The 19,759-nt window shown below is 42.5% G+C and carries 6 protein-coding genes and 1 pseudogene; 1 reads left to right on the plus strand and 6 read right to left on the minus strand.

Features of this window, described 5'->3' with window-relative positions:
• From BACCELL_RS11005 to BACCELL_RS11020, 4 genes are all read right to left on the minus strand, one after another.
• On the minus strand, nt 1-2,578 hold a 2,578-nt coding region (locus BACCELL_RS11005; protein ID WP_044153601.1), incomplete at its 3' end, for a leucine-rich repeat protein.
• A 25-nt stretch (nt 2,579-2,603) separates the two neighbouring features.
• On the minus strand, nt 2,604-3,683 hold the full coding sequence (locus BACCELL_RS11010; RefSeq protein WP_007211854.1) for a hypothetical protein: 1,080 nt from the start codon (nt 3,681-3,683) through the stop codon (nt 2,604-2,606).
• A gap of 27 nt (nt 3,684-3,710) precedes the next feature.
• Entirely contained in the window at nt 3,711-5,684 is a 1,974-nt protein-coding gene (locus tag BACCELL_RS11015; RefSeq protein ID WP_007211855.1) for a fibronectin type III domain-containing protein, read from the minus strand.
• A 26-nt stretch (nt 5,685-5,710) separates the two neighbouring features.
• A complete protein-coding gene (locus BACCELL_RS11020; protein ID WP_007211856.1) occupies nt 5,711-7,060 on the minus strand; it encodes a PEGA domain-containing protein in 1,350 nt (449 codons plus the stop codon).
• A 1,683-nt stretch (nt 7,061-8,743) separates the two neighbouring features.
• On the opposite strand from BACCELL_RS11020, the pseudogene BACCELL_RS11030 reads away from it, so the two are divergent.
• Nucleotides 8,744-9,654 (plus strand): annotated as a pseudogene (locus BACCELL_RS11030) (AAA family ATPase); the annotation flags it as partial.
• A 205-nt stretch (nt 9,655-9,859) separates the two neighbouring features.
• Here the strand turns inward: BACCELL_RS11030 and BACCELL_RS11035 are convergent.
• Together BACCELL_RS11035 and BACCELL_RS11040 are read right to left on the minus strand one after the other, a co-directional pair.
• The gene (locus BACCELL_RS11035; protein ID WP_007211861.1) at nt 9,860-16,228 is read right to left on the minus strand and encodes an InlB B-repeat-containing protein; all 6,369 of its coding nucleotides are present in this window, start codon (nt 16,226-16,228) and stop codon (nt 9,860-9,862) included.
• 13 nt (nt 16,229-16,241) lie between these two features.
• A complete protein-coding gene (locus BACCELL_RS11040; RefSeq protein ID WP_007211862.1) occupies nt 16,242-19,442 on the minus strand; it encodes a leucine-rich repeat protein in 3,201 nt (1,066 codons plus the stop codon).
• Nucleotides 19,443-19,759 lie beyond the last annotated feature (317 nt).

Raw genomic sequence — 19,759 nt, forward strand, 5'->3', positions numbered from 1 at the left:
CGTTCGCGGTCGCTCTTGATGTAAAGAAAACCCCATATCGGACATAGATTTCTATGCCGTCCAATGCGTCGGAAGGTAGTTCTTCTATGCCGGTGATTTCTCCTCCTATTCCTCCGATACTGTAAAGTTTCGGTGCATTGATTGCTGCCTCTTTGCTAATCAGATAAGCTTCGAAGGGTTGCACATCGCGCAAGTTACGGACGAATGCGCCACCCGGGGCGATATCCTCATACGTAGCCGGGTTAATGGCATATACCGTATCGTGTTTGAATACAGTTTCGTAGGCGGGAATCATTATTCGATTACTTCCTTCTATACGGGCGAGCTCTTTATAAGAAGTAGCTTTAACCTCTACGCCGCCGGCATCTTCGGCATGGAACTGTACTTCTCCGCTGATGTTGAATTCGTCTTCATACGACTCGCTGTTTGGCAGTGAGATGATGTAGGGCTTGTTTGCTTTCATGGCAGTGGTATGTTCAAAACCATCGGTTGTCATCTGAGCCAGCCAGAAAGGTTTGACTCCTTCCTTTCCGCTGTTGAAAGGTGCCAGTTCTCCTTGCTTCTCGTTGCTGAAACTTTGTACATCAAATGGAAGTACGATTGCTTCCCATCCGGCGGCATTGATTTTGTTACCGGACTTCATGCTGAAGTTACGTTTGTAGGTAATGTCTTTTGCTTTGAATGCCTGTGGAGAACGGAAGCCTTTGCCATGAGTCAAAGAAATCTTTTCTGCTATGCCGTTAATTACCACGTTGCCTTCATAAGTACATCCGGTTCCTTCGGGGGCGAAGATCAACAAATTCCCCATCTTGGCAGGCGTATCAAAGCTTTCGGCTGTGATGGCGGCTTGTGCATTCCAGTTTATCAGTAATAGCTGATTGCAACCGTTGAATACGGCTTTCTCTACGGAAGTCACGCTGGCGGGGATTTCTATTTCTGTCAATCCGGTACAATTGCTTAAAGCTGCGGTTGCAATCTTCGTCGTATGGTTGGAGAGTACAAGACGTGTCAGGTTGGGCAGGTTGCAGAACATATAATCTCCGGTAATGTCATTGGCAGTCAGATAATTCTGGTAGTATTTATCTCCGCCTTCTACAATGCGTGCTCCACTGATGTCGAGTCGTTGCAGATTCTTCAAACTACGGATGAATTTGATATCTGTTCCGTTGAGGTAACCGGTTAGTGTCAGGTTGACGATACCATCTGGGTTGTCTATCAATTCGGGGAGCGTTCCTGCTACTTCTACGAGGATATTCTCGTTTTGTGAGCTTATAATTCCTATGAGCTCTAAATTTTCTGATGGATATGAACTATCTCTGGCAACTGTATGCACGAATGCATAGTAGGTGCCTTGTTGTGTTACTTCCATTTTCTTACCTTCCATCAAATCTGCTCCCTTAAAGCACGTCAGCCATTTTCCGTCGGGAGTGAAGAGACTGATAGAACAAGGTTGGTCTGTTTTCCAATAAATGGAGTTGCCTTCGGATATGGTTATTGAGAGAGCTGTCCATTTCCCTATTTCAGGTTTGGCTATGCTTAGCATTCGATTGCTTTCAAGCGGAGTAGCTGTTGTTATTGTCCGGTTAACATATTCAAATGTTTTCACAATGGGCTGACTCCAGGTTTCCGTTATATCTTTGAATGACAGTGTAAACTGTGATTCAGTAGGAACAGAAATAGATAAAGTCTGGTCCTTGTTAATGCTTAAGCCAAAACTGTCGGGCACACTTACAAGATCCATTTCCGGAACTTCAAATATCTTTCCGTTCCATTCTAACGGATTGGTAGGGGTGATATCTACTACTTGTAAAGTTTTAGAGTCATTGTTGAAACAATATTTATATTGAACAATTTTATTGTTCTTTGGTATAGAGTGAACAAGATGGAGGAAGTAGTAGCTGACGGGACTGCTCCATTTGCCTAATGCATCTTGTATACGGAAATTAATAAAATGGCATCCTTCCTTTAGGAGAGAAACATCTAAACTTTCCAGGTTGATGATTCCATCCCCATTGAGTTTTCCGGTCGTCTTATTTTTGTAATCGTTGTTGAACCAGTATTCATAAGTGGTTAACTGATTATCCGTATGCTCTGTGATTTCTGTTTTCAGAAAATAATAACTAACCATACTACTCCACGCTCCATACTTATCTTGGGTACGAAAGTTGAATGTATGCATTCCTTGGGAAAGCGAAGAGCAATCCAACTCTATTTTAGCAACAGAGTTGTCTGGTATATTATTGGCAGATTGCCGGATGTCAAATTGATTGTCTAACCAGTATTCATAGCAGGCTAGTTGATTTTCATTTCGTACCATAAGATCCGGCTTCAGAAAATAGTAACTCGTTAGACTGCTCCATAAGTTTTCCGAGTTTTTAATCCTGAAGTTGAGTAGGTGTAGACCCGGGCTGAAGTTTGTGATATCTTTTTCTATGGATACACTTCCTGAAGCTGTATTTTGGGAACTTCTGCTGTCGAAATGATTATCAAACCAATATTCGTATCCGGCTATAGTTTGTGCCTGTGCCATTATGGTACAGATACTGATGAGTAATGAAACATATATTCTTTTCATCATATAGCCTTGTTTTATGTTTTATTTGTTAAGGTTGTGCTTCAATTTTCACATTTACTTTTAGCTTCCCTTCGGTAGTAGTTTGCACATCAATTTCCTTAGAAAGTATTTGTGGATTAGAGGGGATCTTAGAGAAAGGATATTCTCCTCCATAAAGTCCGACTTCTTTACCGTCGCTGCCTATATAGATACTGGCATTTCCTTCTTTAAGTTTATAGGTATATTTGCTGTTGTATTTGTTCCCGATATCTTCGCCGAAGATTCCTATGCTCGTTTTACCATCCCAATTATTATTATTTCTGCTTTCATCAATGTTTTTGAAATAGTCTTTTTTGGTGGCTATGTTATGCGAACAGAATGAAGCGGTTTCCGCAGCAGTGTCAAAGTCAATATAGTCACTGATAAAAATATTGTCTTTATAAGCGCAACCATAAGAATAAGTGCTGAAAATTATGCAATTCTTTATGATAACATCTTTATTATAAATATCTTGTGCACATGTTGCACGCTCTATGATACAATTATACACTCCAAAATTTACTACATTGGGAAAATGAACTAATTCTCCTATTACACAATTCACTACTTTTGAATTGAATGGGCAAGAATTCATGCCACTATAAAAGAATGTCAGCTTACCCAAATAACACCGTTTAAACGATATATTGTGAACCTCGTATATGGCGCTTTCATCGTTGCTGCTGAAGTGGCATCCGGAAAAATAGATACCTTCTATGTGCAGTCCGTCTATTGCTCCTTTTTGATTGGTCATATTTCCGTCATCGTCCGAAACTAGATCCGGTTTTATAATCACCCTATCTACAATTGTCGGATATAGATTCCTTTCCTCATCTCTTTCAAATCCGGCACCATAAATGATGCATGCCTTATTAATAGTAGGTGCATTGAATTTACCTGATGACAGGTTTATAACGTCTGTGCTGTCTTTTACGAGCTTGATAGCGTCAATAAAAGCATTTGGACCATAGAGGACGCTTGTTTTATCTCCTTGTTGCAATGTAGCGGACAGAACCTCTGTCTGTGCATAAATCTTGTTACAGAAAAAAACGGTTATTAATATAACCAATGTCATACGTACCTTCTTCATAATCTTAAATCTTTAGTAGTTAATATGTTATTTGTTTTTTATCGTTTTAGTTTCTGGGAATGCAGGATCGTCAATGCTTGGATCGGTTTTTTTAGTTCTGGCTGTGACTGTGTTGCTGTAAGCCGTTCCATTTTTATTGATAGCATATGCTCGAATAGAATAATTACTGTATCCCGTTAATCCGGTAAGGGTAGTACCTATCTCTCCGACAGTTCCTTTCATTACAATTTTCTTTTCGCATTCTTCCACGCTCGGCGTTCCTTTAGAACTATATACAAAGCCTCGTTCTGTAATTTCGGCTCCTCCATCGGCAGAAATTGTTGCGGATACATCCAATGTGGATGGAGACGGATTTCTTGCTGTCATATTCACAATCGTTGCTTTTGCCGAACTTCTGGTTTTTATGATGACGTAGGCACTATATCCAACTCCTTTGCCATTAACGGCATAAGCGCGTACATGATAAGAGGTATTATAGGTTAATCCGGTAAGTTTGGCTTGGAACACTCCGTCTTTCAGGGTTGCTACTGCTTTCTTGTGCCGGGTGATGTCAGGTTCGGCAGACGAACTATCCCAGCAAAAGCCACATTCTGTTATACTCATGCCGCCATTGTCGGTCAACCGGGCTTCCATGGTGGCATTGTCGTCATTGACTTCTACTTCGGCTAATTCCTCTACTGTAGGCAAGTAATGTTGAACAGTACTAAATTCTGCTGCTACACTGTAGAATGTGCCGTCTCGTGAAATGGCGTAAGCGCGTACATAATATTGTCGTCCTTCGATTAAGTCTTTTAATTCCACAGAGATATTGTTGCCTTCGGAAGAATCGATGATATGTTCGCTTTCAATCGTGGGTTGCAATACGGATGTGCTGTAGCAAACTCCTTTTTCCAAAATACTTGCATCGGAAGGTGAGTTGATGGAGGATATTATGGTTGCACCATTGGTTGTAATATTATTTACCTTCGGTGAACTTAATGTCAATGTCTGCACTTTCGGCAGGGTAAATTCTTTGGTTTCACCGTAACCTATACCTTTTTCGTTAATGGCATAAGCTCGGTAATAGTAAGTTTTCGAAGGTTCCAAACCGGAAATACTTGCCGTGAAATCGTTCCCTTCCAGTTCGGAGCGCACACGGGGATGGTCTATTGTTGGTGTCTGGCTTTCTGCACTATAGCAAAAGCCACGTTCGGTTACTTTAAATCCGTTGTCGGATAGGAAAGTTGCATGAAGCATTGCACTGTATGCAGTAAGGTCACTTGCATCTCTGGTAGTGAGTGAGGGGACTTGCAATTGATTGGTCGTGACGGTCATGGGTTGGCTATATCCGGTTTTATGGTCACTATTGGTTGCGTATGCCCGTATGATGTAGGCAGTTTCCGGAAGTATGTTTTCTTTAATCACTCCCACAAAGTTGTCATTCTCGTTATTCTCTCCTGCTACGCTTGTTCCGTCGGTAAGTGTGGGGGCATTAATGCCCTCTGTATAGAGCTTATATACAAATCCTCTGGTCTGTATTGTGGCTCCCCCTTCGTCCGTTATTGTGCCACTTACAAAAATGCTGTTTTCCGTTTTGCTGGTAAGACTGAGTGTAACCGATGGGATGTCCGTCGATAATGTCGTGAACTCTTTGATTGCGCCACGTACGGTATTATGCCCACTGCTTGATTCTATACTATAATAGTAAGTTGTTCCCGGCTTTAGATTGTTAAGTGTAAGAGTGTATTCATTCTCTGCCTTTTTTGTGCCAGGAATTGTATCTACAGCTTCCAATAATTTGGAAGACATAGAGGAAACGAGAAAGTAAATGTTATGCTTCTGTCCTTGAGGTGAATCGGGATGCGGGGTTACCGTACCTGATAAAATGGCTTCAAATCGGGTGATGCCGGATGTTTCACCAGTGACGGGTACCGGAGCGAAGTTTATCGGTTCAGTGTCTTTTTCACAGCTTGCCACGAATAGCAACAGGCTGCACCAAATGATACATTGTAATCTTTTCATCGTTTAAATGGATGTTAAATTAAGAATTAGAAGAAGAAGCCAATGCCTGCGCTGAGTTCGTGGTATTTGAAGTTGACGGTTTGGAATCCCACGGATACCGCAAATTGTCCCAGTCGTCCGATGGCGCCAAGTTCAGCGGCTACGCCTGTGGCGGAGTGGTCGGTGTTCTTTACCAGTTCGTCGTCTATCGTTTCCCATGCCAGAACCCGGTTGCCGTATCCTGCGCCAATGTAGGCATACAGCGGTTTGATGATTTGACGTAAATAGCCTGCCGTGATAGACATGCGTGCTTTGGTAGTGACGCTTTCTTTATAATAAGGTGTGCCCGCGCCATTGGTCAATGCCCCTGTATCATCGCATTCCAGTTCGGTGGATGCCGAGCCGAAGTCGCTGCGGAAGCGTAGATACGCTCCGTTCTTACTGACAATGCCGACCATGGCGCCAAAAGAAATCTGTGAAGGATGATAGCCGACTTCCGCCATTACCAGCGTGCGTCGTGGCTCTTTAGGCTTGATGGTGGACTTCATTTTAAAGGTAAGGCTGCTCGTCTTGCCAGAGAAAATGGTGATAGTACTGTCCATCGGGAAGAAAAAATCTTTTTCGATGCGTATCCGGTACTCTTGTAATGGCATTCGGTCACTCTTGTAGGGTGTCTGTCCGGCAAGCTCATTGTTTATATAAACTTTGGCGTCCTGTTCGGGCAGGGAGAAGATTTCCAGATATCCGAAACGGGGTTTCAGTGTTACGCTCATGATCTTCTGCTCGCTACCGAGATCGATAATACCGGCTTTGGGGGCGTACATGGGTGATTCTACCCTGTAGGTATGGGTGCCTTTTTTCATGGTAGCGGTGAACAGTCCGTTTTCGGTAGGTACTTTTTCATCATCGATATAAATATTGGCGGTTGCCGGATCGGGACGCATCACAATTAGTTGGGTATTCGTGTTTGCGGGTGTTTGCTGCGTTCCGTCTCCTATTTGTATTTCCATTTCATAGACAGTGGCTTTCTCAATAATGTCAGGATAGAAATAATTGCGGAGTACGCCGAACTTATCGTGCATAATGGAAATACGTCGTGCTCCGCGAGGAATGTACAGCCAGATTTCTCCGGGCTTGTTTTCACGGGAAACGATTCCAAGTGCATCCGGTTCGAACATTAGGTCTTTTTCGGTTGTAACGATGCGAATTAGTGCGCATACTTCTCCGTTCTGATCCCGTTGAGGAGCGGTGATCCGGGCGGTGACATCTGTTTCCATCCGGTTGAATGAAGTCACCTGGATTTTGTTTTGTGCTTCCGTAGCAGTTGCAGCGAAGAACAAACTTATCACTAAAAGTAATTTTATCGACAACCATTTTGTGACTTTCCTGTTTGTCATAGCGTGTTTTTCTGTTTCTTCCGTCTATCCTCTCCGGCGGAGGTTACTATATAAAAAAGCGTGAGGACTGTTTCTGTTCATCTCCCTCTAAGGTTCTGGAATACCTTGCCCCGGATGAACAACAGCCCTCACGCCTATGTTATATAATATAACGTAGACGTGAAGAAACTGTTGCTATTGCTCCGGGGTTGAATTTTCCAGATTCTAGAGGGGAACAATAACTTTCGCTTCTTGCGTTCGTAAACTCACATTTTATTGTCTTATGCGTCACCTATCTCTATAAGCAGCAAGACTTGGTACAAATGTAGGATAAATTTTCTTAATAAAGAACTCCCTTTGGATAATTTTTTATTATAAATAGTGGAACTTCTGTTAATGTCTGCTGTATTTTTTCTGTATAATCTGTTATATCGACCACTTAGTATGGATATAATGTTGTTTGTCTATGAAACCGTATTCGGTAATGTCTGGGTATGGCGACTGTCCCCCTGAATCTGTGCTTTGATTTGTCTTTCTATAAATCTACTTTTCTTTTTACTGTTCTTTCAGCTTTTCCCGAATCGCCTCATTTGACGGCTTTACGGCTGAAACTTCCGGTGTATGAGCTGAATCATCCAAAAATCACTCAGTGATGCCATACTTTATCAATCTGACAGATTGACAAAGTGATAATCCTAATGCGTGAGAATGTTTTCTTTCAAGCCCTACCGGAGGGAAAGAAGAAAAAACGCAAGGATAACGTTTGGTGAAAGTGCACGATGAGTATTGTCTGTAAAGAAAAGGAGTCGCAATGTTCTTCTTATGCTCTATTTTATTCCAAATAATCTTCATCTTTGATGTAATTGCAGCAAAAAGGAAGATGCCGAATGATCTGGCTTCGTATTCAAATAGACAGAATAAATCGGCTTTGGAGGAGGGCTACACCCTTTTTCCCGGATGGTGTCACCCTTTTAGCAAGATGACTACACCTTTTGCACCGAATAGTGTAGCCATCTTGTAAATTACATCGTTAGTTTTACTCCATTACATTATTAGTTTTATCCAATTACATAGTTAGTTTTGCCCAATTACATCATTAGTTTTAGGCAAACAGATGGTCTATTTCAAGGAAAATGAGGATTCATTGTGCTGGAAGAGTCTTTTTAATTCAAGCGTGTGTTAGCGGAATTCGCATAATGACATCTTTATGCTTGTGAAATAGGAATATTAGTGTCATTGTTCTTGTTCGTTAACTATGGGCATGTTGCGCCTATATATCGGACGTGTTGCATCTATATATCGTGCATGTTGCATCTATATATCGGACGCGTCGCATCTATATATCCAACGGTACCCATATATAGATGCTAAAAGGTAAGGGGCTCCGCGATGGCATCTTGTGTTTTGCTGCATTGAATTACTTCATTATGGCTAAACTTTCAGACAGAAGTATCGTGTCAGGACGACGTGCGTAGTGCAAGCAAAATTGCTTGCACTTAAATAAAAGTTGCTGCCACCACTGATTTTTGGCTGTTTATCAGTTGCTTATGGCGGATAGTGCAAGCGTGCAAGTAAAAGCGTGTATAAACTCTCTGTATTCAGGCAGCCAAGAGGATTTTCTTGTAATGTTTTGTGTTACCGCTTTTAGTTGATTAACTTTGTAACCTCTGTAACGGTTACGGGGGGTACAAAATTTATATAACTATGAGGTTCTATGATCGTACGAATGAATTAGCTGAGTTACAGCGTAATAAATAAACTGTCATTTAATGACCACTCCCGCTTGACGGTAGTGACCGGTAGGAGACGTATCGGTAAAACAAGCCTTATCATGCGATCTATAGAAGACTCACCTACTGTATATTTATTTGTAGGTCGTAAGAATGAGGCGACTCTTTGCGCTGAGTTTATTCCTGTCATCGCTCAGTCCCTGGAGACTTTTGTCCCTAATGAAATTCGCACTTTCCGGTCATTGTTTCAGTATTTGATGGAATTGTCTGTGAGCAGGGTATTTAATCTTGTTATTGATGAATTTCAAGAATTCTACAATATTAATGAATCTGTTTATAGTGATATGCAGAATCTTTGGGATCAATATCGTAGGAAGTCCCGTATGAATCTGATTGTATCCGGTTCTATTCACTCTTTGATGCAAAAGATATTTCAGAATTCAAAAGAACCGTTATTTGGCAGGGCTGATAATATCATTAAGTTATCGGCTTTTAGCTTAACTACTTTGAAGGAAATCATTTACGATCACAGACCTGATTATTCTAATGATGATTTGCTTGCTCTTTACGCTTTCACAGGTGGGGTGCCAAAATATGTAGAGTTGTTCTGCGATAACGGAGCGTTGAGTGTAGACGAAATGATAAATTTCATGATTCGGGAAAACTCTCCTTTTACCGATGAAGGGAAAAACTTGCTGGTAGAAGAATTTGGTAAGAACTATGCTACCTATTTTTCTATATTAAGTGCTATTTCGGGAGGCATTAATACACAACCTGAAATAGAGGCTGCATTGGGAAATAAGAGTATAGGAGGACAGATTAAACGGCTAATTGTATAATATAATCGTACGGAAGCGTCCCATATTGGCAAAAGAAGAACTTCAAGCCGGAATTGTTAGCGGCGAAAGTTGAACATCTTAAGCGTAAACTATTGCCTGAATATCAGATAGAAATGATTTGTTTATCATTAGAATCTATGTAACATATGCTTGCCGGTTTATGACTTTTAAAGGTCGGTACAAAAAAGTCTCCCTTCGGATTATGTATCGGAGGGAGACTTTTAAGAGAAGTGTAATAAAGAGAGACAGGCTTAATCTATCTTCATAAATTTCTGTTGTATAACCTCATTATCGGTTTTTATGATTATGAAGTAAATCCCTTTACTCAGTGAAGAAACATTGATTCCTTCGTTGGGAATCACCTGTTTGTCCAATATCAGTGTTTGCCCCGCAGTATCAGAGATGCGTACTTCTTCAATGTTGCCAATATCTCCCCGAATATACAAGCGGTGGCGTACGGGACTTGGATAAACCAACAGTCCTTCCGAAATAGGAGTAATTCCGGTTGCTTCGCCTATATGCAGGCTGACAGGAGTGGTTAAACTGCCCGTCAGTGTACCGCTCCATTCTATTTCTTCCTTGACGTTGTATTCCTGCTGGTCGGCGGTGTCGAAGGCACGTAGGGTCAGTTTGCCATCGGTTTGCTCTCCATGTGCAGTGATAAATAGATAACCGTCTTTTTCAACGGCTATACCTCTACATTCATCGCCCACAAATACACCGACAAGGAATTTCCCTATTTCAGCTTTTTGCTCTCCGTTGTAAAGCTCGGCTATGGCAATCATGTTGTCTTCGGACTGGTGAATGTCATAACTCCATTGTGCTGATGGAGTGGATGGTTCTGATTCTGTACCATTTGCAGTATAGTTGAAAGATTTCACTGATTGAGAATAGTACATATAACCTTCACCTGGAAGCAGGTGGGTTAGGCTACCTGTCCATGTACTTCCATCGTATATGGCAAAACTATCCAAGCCTTTGATAAGGTCATTCTCTTCAGCTTGCAGATTTTGCAAGGCTTGCTCCAATGGTAAAGTGACGGTAGGAATATAACCTATCCAGTTCCAGCCCTGATTTAGGGTAATGGTGTTGCTTGTCGGATCTGCCCCCTTTCCGGTCAGTTCAAGAGTTGCCTCTTTCTTCATCTTTATCTTGTAAGCTTGAGTAGTGCTCAGACTGTTCAATAAACCTTCCCAATCATTTTCATTTTTGTTCGTCAGTTCTCCGTTTTGTCCTTTTAGGATGAGGACGGATTCTTTGATGGGAGCGAGTAGAGCTGGTATATCGTTTAGATTCTGGTCCTGCACGTTGATAGAGAACCAGTTCCAGCCCATAGAGAGGGTGTAGTTGCGGGTGATTTCTTTTTCTCCGGCTTCCACAACGCTCACTTTTACTTCCGGTTTCATGTCCATACCTTCGACGGCAAATTGTATCATAGTCTGTCCCGGGAGCTCGCCTGATATGATGAAGGTAGCTTTACCTTCTTCGTTCAATGTGGCTTCTGCCGGTTCTATGGTTGCGATGATGGAAGAAACGGAAGTTGCTGTCACTTTCTTGCCTGTTGAGGCTTCTGCCGGTTCTACGGTTACTGTAATTTCAGCCGTTTCATTGTACACCACTTCAATCTCGGAAGCGACCACTGCCTTGGGCTCTTTTTCAATGGCTATCTCTTGGCTATAATCGCTTTCCATTTGTATGCCGGCATAGCTCTTCACACGTTTGCTGACAGTCAGTATCACTTTGTCGGTGGTAGCCAGAGCCTCGGCAGGGACAAAGCGCACTTTCGAAACGAATTGCTCATTCTTGTTTTGTGGGTTTGCTTCGGCGTTCTTGAAAGTCACTTCTCCTGCTACCGCTGCTCCGTTGCGAGTAATGGTGATGAACTCGGCAGTCATAGTTTCGGGCAGCATGAACTTGCTGAAATCAATTTCTATGCCTGTCTCATAACCACGTATGGCTGTTACGGTAGGCTGTGCGGTTTGTACCATGCCAATGTTCACTTCCAACTGCGGGGGAGGAACGGGGAGCCATTCACTGTAAGTTGTCTGGTAGCCTTCTTTTTCAAATTTCACTTGCCAGAGACCTTGGGGGACGTCCCAGGCATACATACCGTTTTTGTCTGTGAATAGTGGATTCTCCTGAGCATACTCGGCAGCATCCCAAAGTACAATATTCTCGTGCAGGTCGCCATACATGTCTTCCACCATTTCTTTGTAGTAACAAGTGGCGGTTACGCCTTGCAGGCGGTTACTGGCAACAGCTTCGTAGACATAGCCGGATGGGTCCATTACGTAATTGGGATTTGGGTTGCCTGATTCTCCGGAATCGCTTCCTTTTCCACCGTTGTCATCTGGACAATCGGGGGCATCATGAATCCGTTGTAGGTAGGCATGTCCTGCCCTTGTTAAATCCTGCATTCCATCCCCAAAACTACTTGCAGCGTCGGCGGCACCCCAAAGGGTATTTCCTGCATCAATAACATTCTCAGGACGTCCGCTTGATGAACTGATGAGATTTGCTGAATGTGCTAAGAAACTACCTAAAGAGAAACCTACGCATTGCCTTAAATGCATGATATCTGAGTGCAGATTTATGTTTGTGATATCGTCTGCGCATTTCAATTTTCTGTTAGCTTCGTCTATTGCCCCTTGAATGATATGATCCCGCCATTGGTTTAACCGGTCCGTTGAGGGAGCAATCCGATCACTTCCGGGATCAAAGCCGGCTATCCTTGTTGTGGTGTTTATATTCTTTCCGAATAGAGTCACATAATCCTTGTATGATTGGACATCATCATAGCCGAAATATGCATAAACGAACAGGCTGTCGCTTGTTTCTCTTGTTATCTGATAAGCATCTGTATCATTCACATAATACTTGAACGGACCTTTTTCTATGCATAATTTGAATGTTGAATTTGCTATTTTCTTTGTTATTGCCTCTTTATTCTTTATATCCGTTTTAATAAAAAAGCATTTAAGGGCGATGTCGCTGGATTTTGACTTCATAGAGTAGGTAAATATGTCGTCTGTATCGTCATAATCTTCTATTACAGGAATCCCTATATTCTTTTCTAACGTGTTGATGTAAGCCAATGAGTCGCACATACTATAATCGATGTAATCGTAGGTTACGCTCAGGTTTACAGGCAATGCTTCTGACTGGAATGGATGAGTTGCAACCCAAATATCCTTAGTCTGATTATAGCTTGCGGGTATGCGGACGATATTATTGGAAGAGGTTTTCACATGAAGTGCAACATTTGTTATTATTTCCGGACTATTATTGGTGAAATCAATCTTGAAGGTAAAATCCGGATAATTAGGCCAATACCAATATGTTTGGGCAGAGGTTATCGGATTAATGAAGTCAAAAGTCGTCACATATTCTAATAGATCCAGCGAAGAGGCTCCGTGGGCAATATTAATCATCGTTACTTTAGATACCTCTATTGCGTTCTCATTATAGAGCACAGGACAAGTTTCTGTTTGTAACTCTGCTCCGTCTTTGGTTCTAATCTTAGCGTAGATATCGTGCGAAGATAGATTCTTTGCGTTATAAAGTTCGCATGTGGTGTACCATAGTCCATTAGCTAATGAGGTTGTTTGGCCTATTAATATGCCGTTATCGTAAATCTCGACTTCTGATTTTCCAATAGCTGTGCCATTGATTGAAAAAGTTTTCTTAGCTACAGTTGATGGTATGGAGATGGACAAGTCCTTTATTGTACAGGTGGCGGCTCCAATAGGTTGCAATATTTCTTTCCCGTTCAGCGTAAACTGTACAAAAGCATTGGGGATGTACTCACCGGAGGCAGTTGGGATTACACAGAAACGAACCAACTCGGTGTAGTTGTGTAATGGAATTGTTAGTCGATTATTGTCCAAAGTATAACTCGCTATGTTGCTGCCTGTCATGGCTGAGTTTTCCACATATAAAGACGTTTCAGGTAGGTCAACTATCAACTGTACGTTGCTGACCGAAGCGGTGTACTCTTCTTTAAAATCAATTTTCACTTTTAACGTCAGATAATTACCGGCTACGATGGAGGCTTTGTTGGCAGTAAATGACGTATTATCTCCTGTGTAATAAAGCTTACTTTCATCCAGCATTGGAATATGACTGTTAGTAATGGAAGAGAGAATGCCGCTTTTTACGGTTACGGTGTTTTGTACATAATCTGTTCCTTCCGTCAGTCCGGATGCGGCCAGTTGGGATATCTTCAAAATAGAATTGAAGAAAGCGCTGTTGACCATACTGACCAGGGTATATTTCCCGTCAGAGAGATTGCTGATGGAAAGGCATTGATTGAAGTAAGTATATTTCTTTAGTAATTCTCCTTTACTGTCGTAGAGGATCCCTACTATATCGGTATTGTCAGTATCGGTGTAGGAAGCGCTAATACCGCCCAATGCTATAATGTTGAGCAAAACGTTTGCTTTCTCTGCATTCTCGTCCACTGTTGCGGTGGCTGTTACGGAACGGAAAGCTCCGTTTTTACTGCTAGCGATGATGCGGAGCCGGTCACCCGCTGCCACTTCTTCCAAAAGCACAATGGAAGGATATTGTACTGAGAAATTGGTGATTTCTTTTTCTTGTGTCTCATTATATATAGTATAAGCTATATTGGCATAATCGGAATACCAATTCTCTGTTCTGGCTTCCTCATCAGTTGCTACGCTGGGGGTATAGGTGAGGTTCAGGTTGATTGTTGTGCCGGATATGGCTTTCAGTTCAACCGTTCCCAAATCTGCTCCCGCGTTGAAGTTTGCTTTCGTCAGTGTCTGGCTGATATAGTCAGTAGCAGAAACCGAAATCGTACTTTCATCATTAAAGACATCCAGTTCGAACTCCCCTTTGGTATCGGTTTGTGTTATAAAAGATTTTGAGTACTTGCCGTTTAACTTTTGGGAGATGGAGATAACAGCTCCCGATAATGCATCACTATTGGCATTTTTGACAAGTCCCGAAACAGTCAGCATTTCGATGGGAATTAGAGTGTAAACCAGCTGGTTCTCTTCTTCTTTTACACTATAAGTTTGATTCTCCGGTGTTACGTATTGCATCCCTAAATTCTGATTTAATACGATTCGGTAGTTCAACTTCGTCCCTGCTGTTTGTGCTTTCAGCGAACTGCCTTGTGATAAATATGTCTGTTGGTCATTCAACCATGTGACTTGTGTCTGATCGGTAACATCTGTTCCATCTGGCGTTTGCACTTTCAAGTTTACGTCGAGCAGGGTTAGCAGTGAACTGAAAGTAACGGACTGGTTCTCCTCTTTTATTTCAATCTTCTCTATTTGTCCCAACACTACATCTGCAGGAGTTTTCAGATAAACATTATAAGTGCAGTTTTTCAGTAGTCCGTTGAAAGTGTAAGTGATGCGGTCGGATACAACGTAGCGTTGTTTCTGGCCGTTCTGCAAGTTTTGTAATTCTATAGTCATGTTCTTGTAAGTGCTCTCACTTCCGACAGGGAGGTTCACCTCCAACGTTCTGACATCTTCAGTCAGTGGTAGAATGGTAAAGTCTTTCCAAACCGCAGCCTCTGCATAGAGTGGAATGGAAGAGGACAGAACACGAATGACGGCATTTTCGGCAATTCCTTCAAAGGCACGTTCATCCGCTATCGGCGGGGTGATGGCGTAACAACTGATGTCTGTCAGATTTTTGCAATTTCCGAAAGCATGGTAGCCTATTTTTTCTGTACAGGCAGGTAGGATAGCCGTTGATAAATTAGTATTGTCGAATGCATATGGGGGAATTTCCGTATATCCGCCTGTTCGGCTTAGGTCAATCAATGTACAGTTGTTCAACCTATCTACGATGCCGAAGTCATGACTATTCATCTGACCGCTGATAATGACCATCGAAACTTTGCCATAGTTGTTTGAACCACCGGTTACTTGGTCTACGGCATTCATGATGCTTCCCGGAGTGAAGTCGTCAATAATCAGTTCGCCTGTTTCCGCATCCCAGTGATTGGCTCCCGGATTTCCCGGGTTTGCCGGATTAAAGTGGAATAAACCGGTGATGGAAACGTCTTCTTTCCCCATTACGAACGAATATACTCCTTCCGTAGACAGTAATTTATCTCCCTGTTTCCACCCCTCAAACTGATAGTTGCTGTTCGGATAGGCATAGACTGAAATCGAAGCTCCTTCACTGAAACGTTCTCCTGAAGTGATATTGAAACTTCCTCCTTCGGCCGGAGAGGCCGTCAGCACCAGTTTGTATTTGATGACTTCCTGCGACGGATCGTCGGGATTGTCGGGGTTGAAGCTATCTGTAGCTTTGAACACAGCGGTTATGGCCGTATTCTTTGCCGGCATGGTATAATTGAAAGAGCGGTTGCGGGAAATTGTATCTCCGTCCTGTATCCAACCGACAAACTGGTAATAGTTGTTGGCATTGGCGCTGAGATAAACAGATTCTCCCAAAGCGTATTGCTGCTTCCCCGAAGGTGAGGTACTGCCTGCCTCGTCGGGGGTGACGTTGACCGTCAAATTGTATCTCTGGCCCGGTTCGCCGGGGTTGGAGGGGTTGAACCCATCCCCTCCTTCTTGTCCCCACGCCGCGATGCTCCAGAGAGCAATGAATAGGCTGAGTATATATTTCATGGATGTTCTGTTTTTATTTGGTTATCATAATTTTAAATGTCTCTTTACCGATGGTTACGATGTAGAAGCCCGGTGCGACGGGGAGGGAGATTGATGACTGTGTCAATATCCGATGCTCAATGACTTGTCCGGTGACATTGCAGACCCTCATTTCATCTCCCGGTTGCGCAGATATTAAGATTTGTCCGGCTCCTGCCGTCACTTGGGCGGTATTCGTGTCCTGAGTTTCTTCTACTCCGGTAATGGTACGGGTAGTCAGACGCAGTTCGAAGCGGTCGGTGCAGAAGCCGGCTTCTGTCGTAAAGGTATAGCTGTCGAGGTCGAGACGCGTTTTGCTTCCTGTCAGCTTATCTGTTAATATCACTTCGTCGGCTGTAACCGTGGCGTCTGCCAGATTCAGGGTATATGTGCCGGCTTTTCCTGCGTAAATGCCTACGGAGACAGTTCCGTTGCTCAACGGTCGTTCGTTGATGGCGTAATATCTGCCAGTAGCGTCCAATGTGAAGAGTTGTGGCACGTCTTTGTCGTCGCTCATGAATTTGGCGGCGTCGCGGGACATTTCATAATCCATGCTTGCTTCGGGATTGATAACTACACGGGTACGGTCGGTATAAGTGTCATCGTTCAAAGTGAAATTGAAGACGGTACGGTTCGGCGAAACGGTGGAACGGGTCGTGGTGCGTTGGCGTACAGTGGCATTCAGTTGGCGGCCTTCGGCAGAGAAACTGATTTCTTTCATTTCCACCGGCTTCTGAATGAAGAATGCCTGCATCGGACTGAGTATGTAGTTATCGTCTTCGGTTGAGACAGCGGTGTAAGTCCGGTTACGGGTGTCCCATATTGTAATGGGAGAGGTGTAGTCCATGTAATAAATGTCATAGAAGCATGGATAGGGGTTGCCTATGAAGTTCCAGCTGGCATTGTGAGCGAACTCGGAGGCGTACTCATTCAGTGTTCGTTTTAAGGCATTGCCAGAGAAGAGCCGGTTCTTGTTGTCATTGTTGATGGCTTTCAGAGTGAGTTGGGTTTGTTTGTTGGCTTGGATGATATAGCCGGTTCCAGCTTGTAACGTTCCGTCAGCGGGTACGTCTTTCCAGTTGCCGGTTTCACCGTTGGCTCGTGCTTTACCGTCATAGTAGCGGATGACAAAGAGGGCATCGTTGTCCACTTGCATATCTGCCCTGTTCACATCGAAAGGAAGCGTGATAAACTGCCAGTACTCTCTTTTCAGATTCAACTTGTAGATGACACTATCGGCACGCATGGCTCCGGACTCGCTGAGCAAGTTCGTATAAACGGGGTTGCGGTAGGACCAATTATTGTCGTCATATCCACTAAGAGTGTGGCTTTGGGTGTACTTCTTCATGGAGAGTGCATCGGTGCCTCTGACGGTCAGTTGGCCGTTATCAAATACCGATACAGTTGGATTGTTTTTGAAGCGGATGTCTGCCGCTATAACCAGTTCGCCGGGCACGTTGATGAGGTCTGTTTCATAATTCAGCGGATTGATTGTAGGAAATGCATCCCAACCTGGGGCCAGTTTATAGCTGTTTACGGACCAGAAAGGCACCAAGAGTTCTGTACTGGATTTATCTACACCATAGAGAATATCATAGTCGTTTTCTAATGTAGGCGGTACGGATGCCAGGCAGGTAACTTTCTTGATATTGTGACATTCATAAAATGGATGATAGCAATAAGTCAGTGAAGCGGGCAAAGTGATTTCTGTCAGACTTGTGCAACGACGAAAGGCTTGATCTTTTAATGTTGCCAGAGTTGAGGGAAAAGATACTTCTTTTAATGCAGTACATTGATAGAACGCATTGTAATCTATATTTATGAGTCCTTCGGATAAGTTTGCCTTCTCTAATACTGAACATTGATAAAATGCATAGTGTGAGATGTTATTCAGATTGGCCGGGAATTTTACTCGTTGCAGTGCGGTGCAATTGTAAAAAGTTCCGGGGGAGATATTGGTTACATTAGCGGGAAATTCAATATTTTCCAGACTTTTACAATCCTGGAAAGCATACTCCTGAATTTCCGTCAGACTTGTCGGCAATTTAATTTCTTTCAGCGAGAGGCATTGCTCAAAAGAATGATCTTTAATACTCGTGACCCCTTCTGGTATAGTTATTTGAGTCAATCCGTAGCATCGGTAAAAAGCATATCTTCCGATACTTTTTAGAGTAGCAGGGAGTTTTATGTCAAGTAATGCGGCTCTCTCGTAGAAGAAACTCTCGGGCAATGATTCTATGGTGGCTCCCGTCATGTCAATAGAAATCAAATGGGTGGTTCGTTGTTTTATTTGATAAAAGTCGTCGTCATTTAGTGGGCCGTTTATCACTAATTCGTTTACATCGGTTACATAATCCACCTGTTTAAGGATTTCTTCTCCTAAAGTTCCGGCTGCGGTCAAGGTTACAGTTACTTTTCTCGGAGTATTCCCATTGATTACTATTAAATTTGACCAATTAGGGCTTTTGGAGTAAACATCTCCGCTACCTTCCGGCACATAAAATGTTTTCGTATAGTTGAATGTCTGGTTGAATATTTCCGGAGGGGTTTTGCTTTTTAACGTACCGGTATGCAGACGGATACAGTCGTAAAAGGCGTATTGGCCGATGGTGGTCAGTTTTTCTGGGAATACGACTTCCTGCAACAATTGGCATCCCCTGAATGCTTCGGAGCCGATTGTTTTTAAACTGTCTGGTAAGACGGCTTTGGTAATCTGATTATAATCGAATGCTAACTCACCTATATGGGTAGTTATGGTTGGCAACTTTAGCTCTCCCGAAAGGGCACATTCTGAAAATGCCTGTGTTAGTATTGTTGTCAATGTTTTTGGAAAAGTGACCTTTTTCAGATTCGAACATCGGTCAAAAGCATATTCCCCTATGGTTTCTACGTTATCCGGAAGAATGATTTGCTGTAAAGTTGTTTTGCTCTGAAGTCCCGAACTTGGAATTTTATTGTCCGGTATGATTACTTTTGCTATGTTTAGGTATATTAAGTTGGGCATATTGTTCTGGATAAATCTAAAATCGTTTCCATTCAGGTTTCCCGAAATGGTGATACTGTCACAGTTTGCATCTTGTATTAAAGAATTCAGTTGCCCGGCAGTAGGTACTTCTACTGTGACATGGGTTGCTGATACTTGGTTCATGAGCGCCATTCCGATAATGGCCGTTAATAGAGTAGTAATTTTTTTCATAAGCCATTTAATTTATGATGTTGAAGTAAAATGTTGTATATGCTTATTAATTAATCATTCAGGTCTGCCGTTTTCGCTCCCATTTTGAATGATTTTGCTACAAATATTATAAAATATATTTAAAGAAACAAATTCTTTGAGTGGGTATTTGGGAGGCAAAAGGAATGAATTGTTATACTAAAATATCTTATATTTCCATTTAGTTTCTACTTTTCTATGTTTATCCTCTATTTGGGCAACTTATCTTTTTTTTATTGTTTTCGGAAAATATTTCTGTTTGGTTACAGGGTAACCACATCCCAATGAAATTTCTTTTA

The organism is Bacteroides cellulosilyticus DSM 14838, from assembly GCF_000158035.1.
Taxonomy (GTDB): Bacteria; Bacteroidota; Bacteroidia; order Bacteroidales; family Bacteroidaceae; genus Bacteroides; species Bacteroides cellulosilyticus.

What these genes read in the sequence shown, in the direction of transcription:
- BACCELL_RS11010 (WP_007211854.1), bottom strand. Translation starts at nt 3,683, where the DNA reads ATGAAGAAGGTACGTATGACATTGGTTATATTAATAACCGTTTTTTTC.
- BACCELL_RS11020 (WP_007211856.1), bottom strand. Translation starts at nt 7,060, where the DNA reads ATGACAAACAGGAAAGTCACAAAATGGTTGTCGATAAAATTACTTTTA.
- BACCELL_RS11040 (WP_007211862.1), bottom strand. Translation starts at nt 19,442, where the DNA reads ATGAAAAAAATTACTACTCTATTAACGGCCATTATCGGAATGGCGCTC.
- BACCELL_RS11015 (WP_007211855.1), bottom strand. Translation starts at nt 5,684, where the DNA reads ATGAAAAGATTACAATGTATCATTTGGTGCAGCCTGTTGCTATTCGTG.
- BACCELL_RS11035 (WP_007211861.1), bottom strand. Translation starts at nt 16,228, where the DNA reads ATGAAATATATACTCAGCCTATTCATTGCTCTCTGGAGCATCGCGGCG.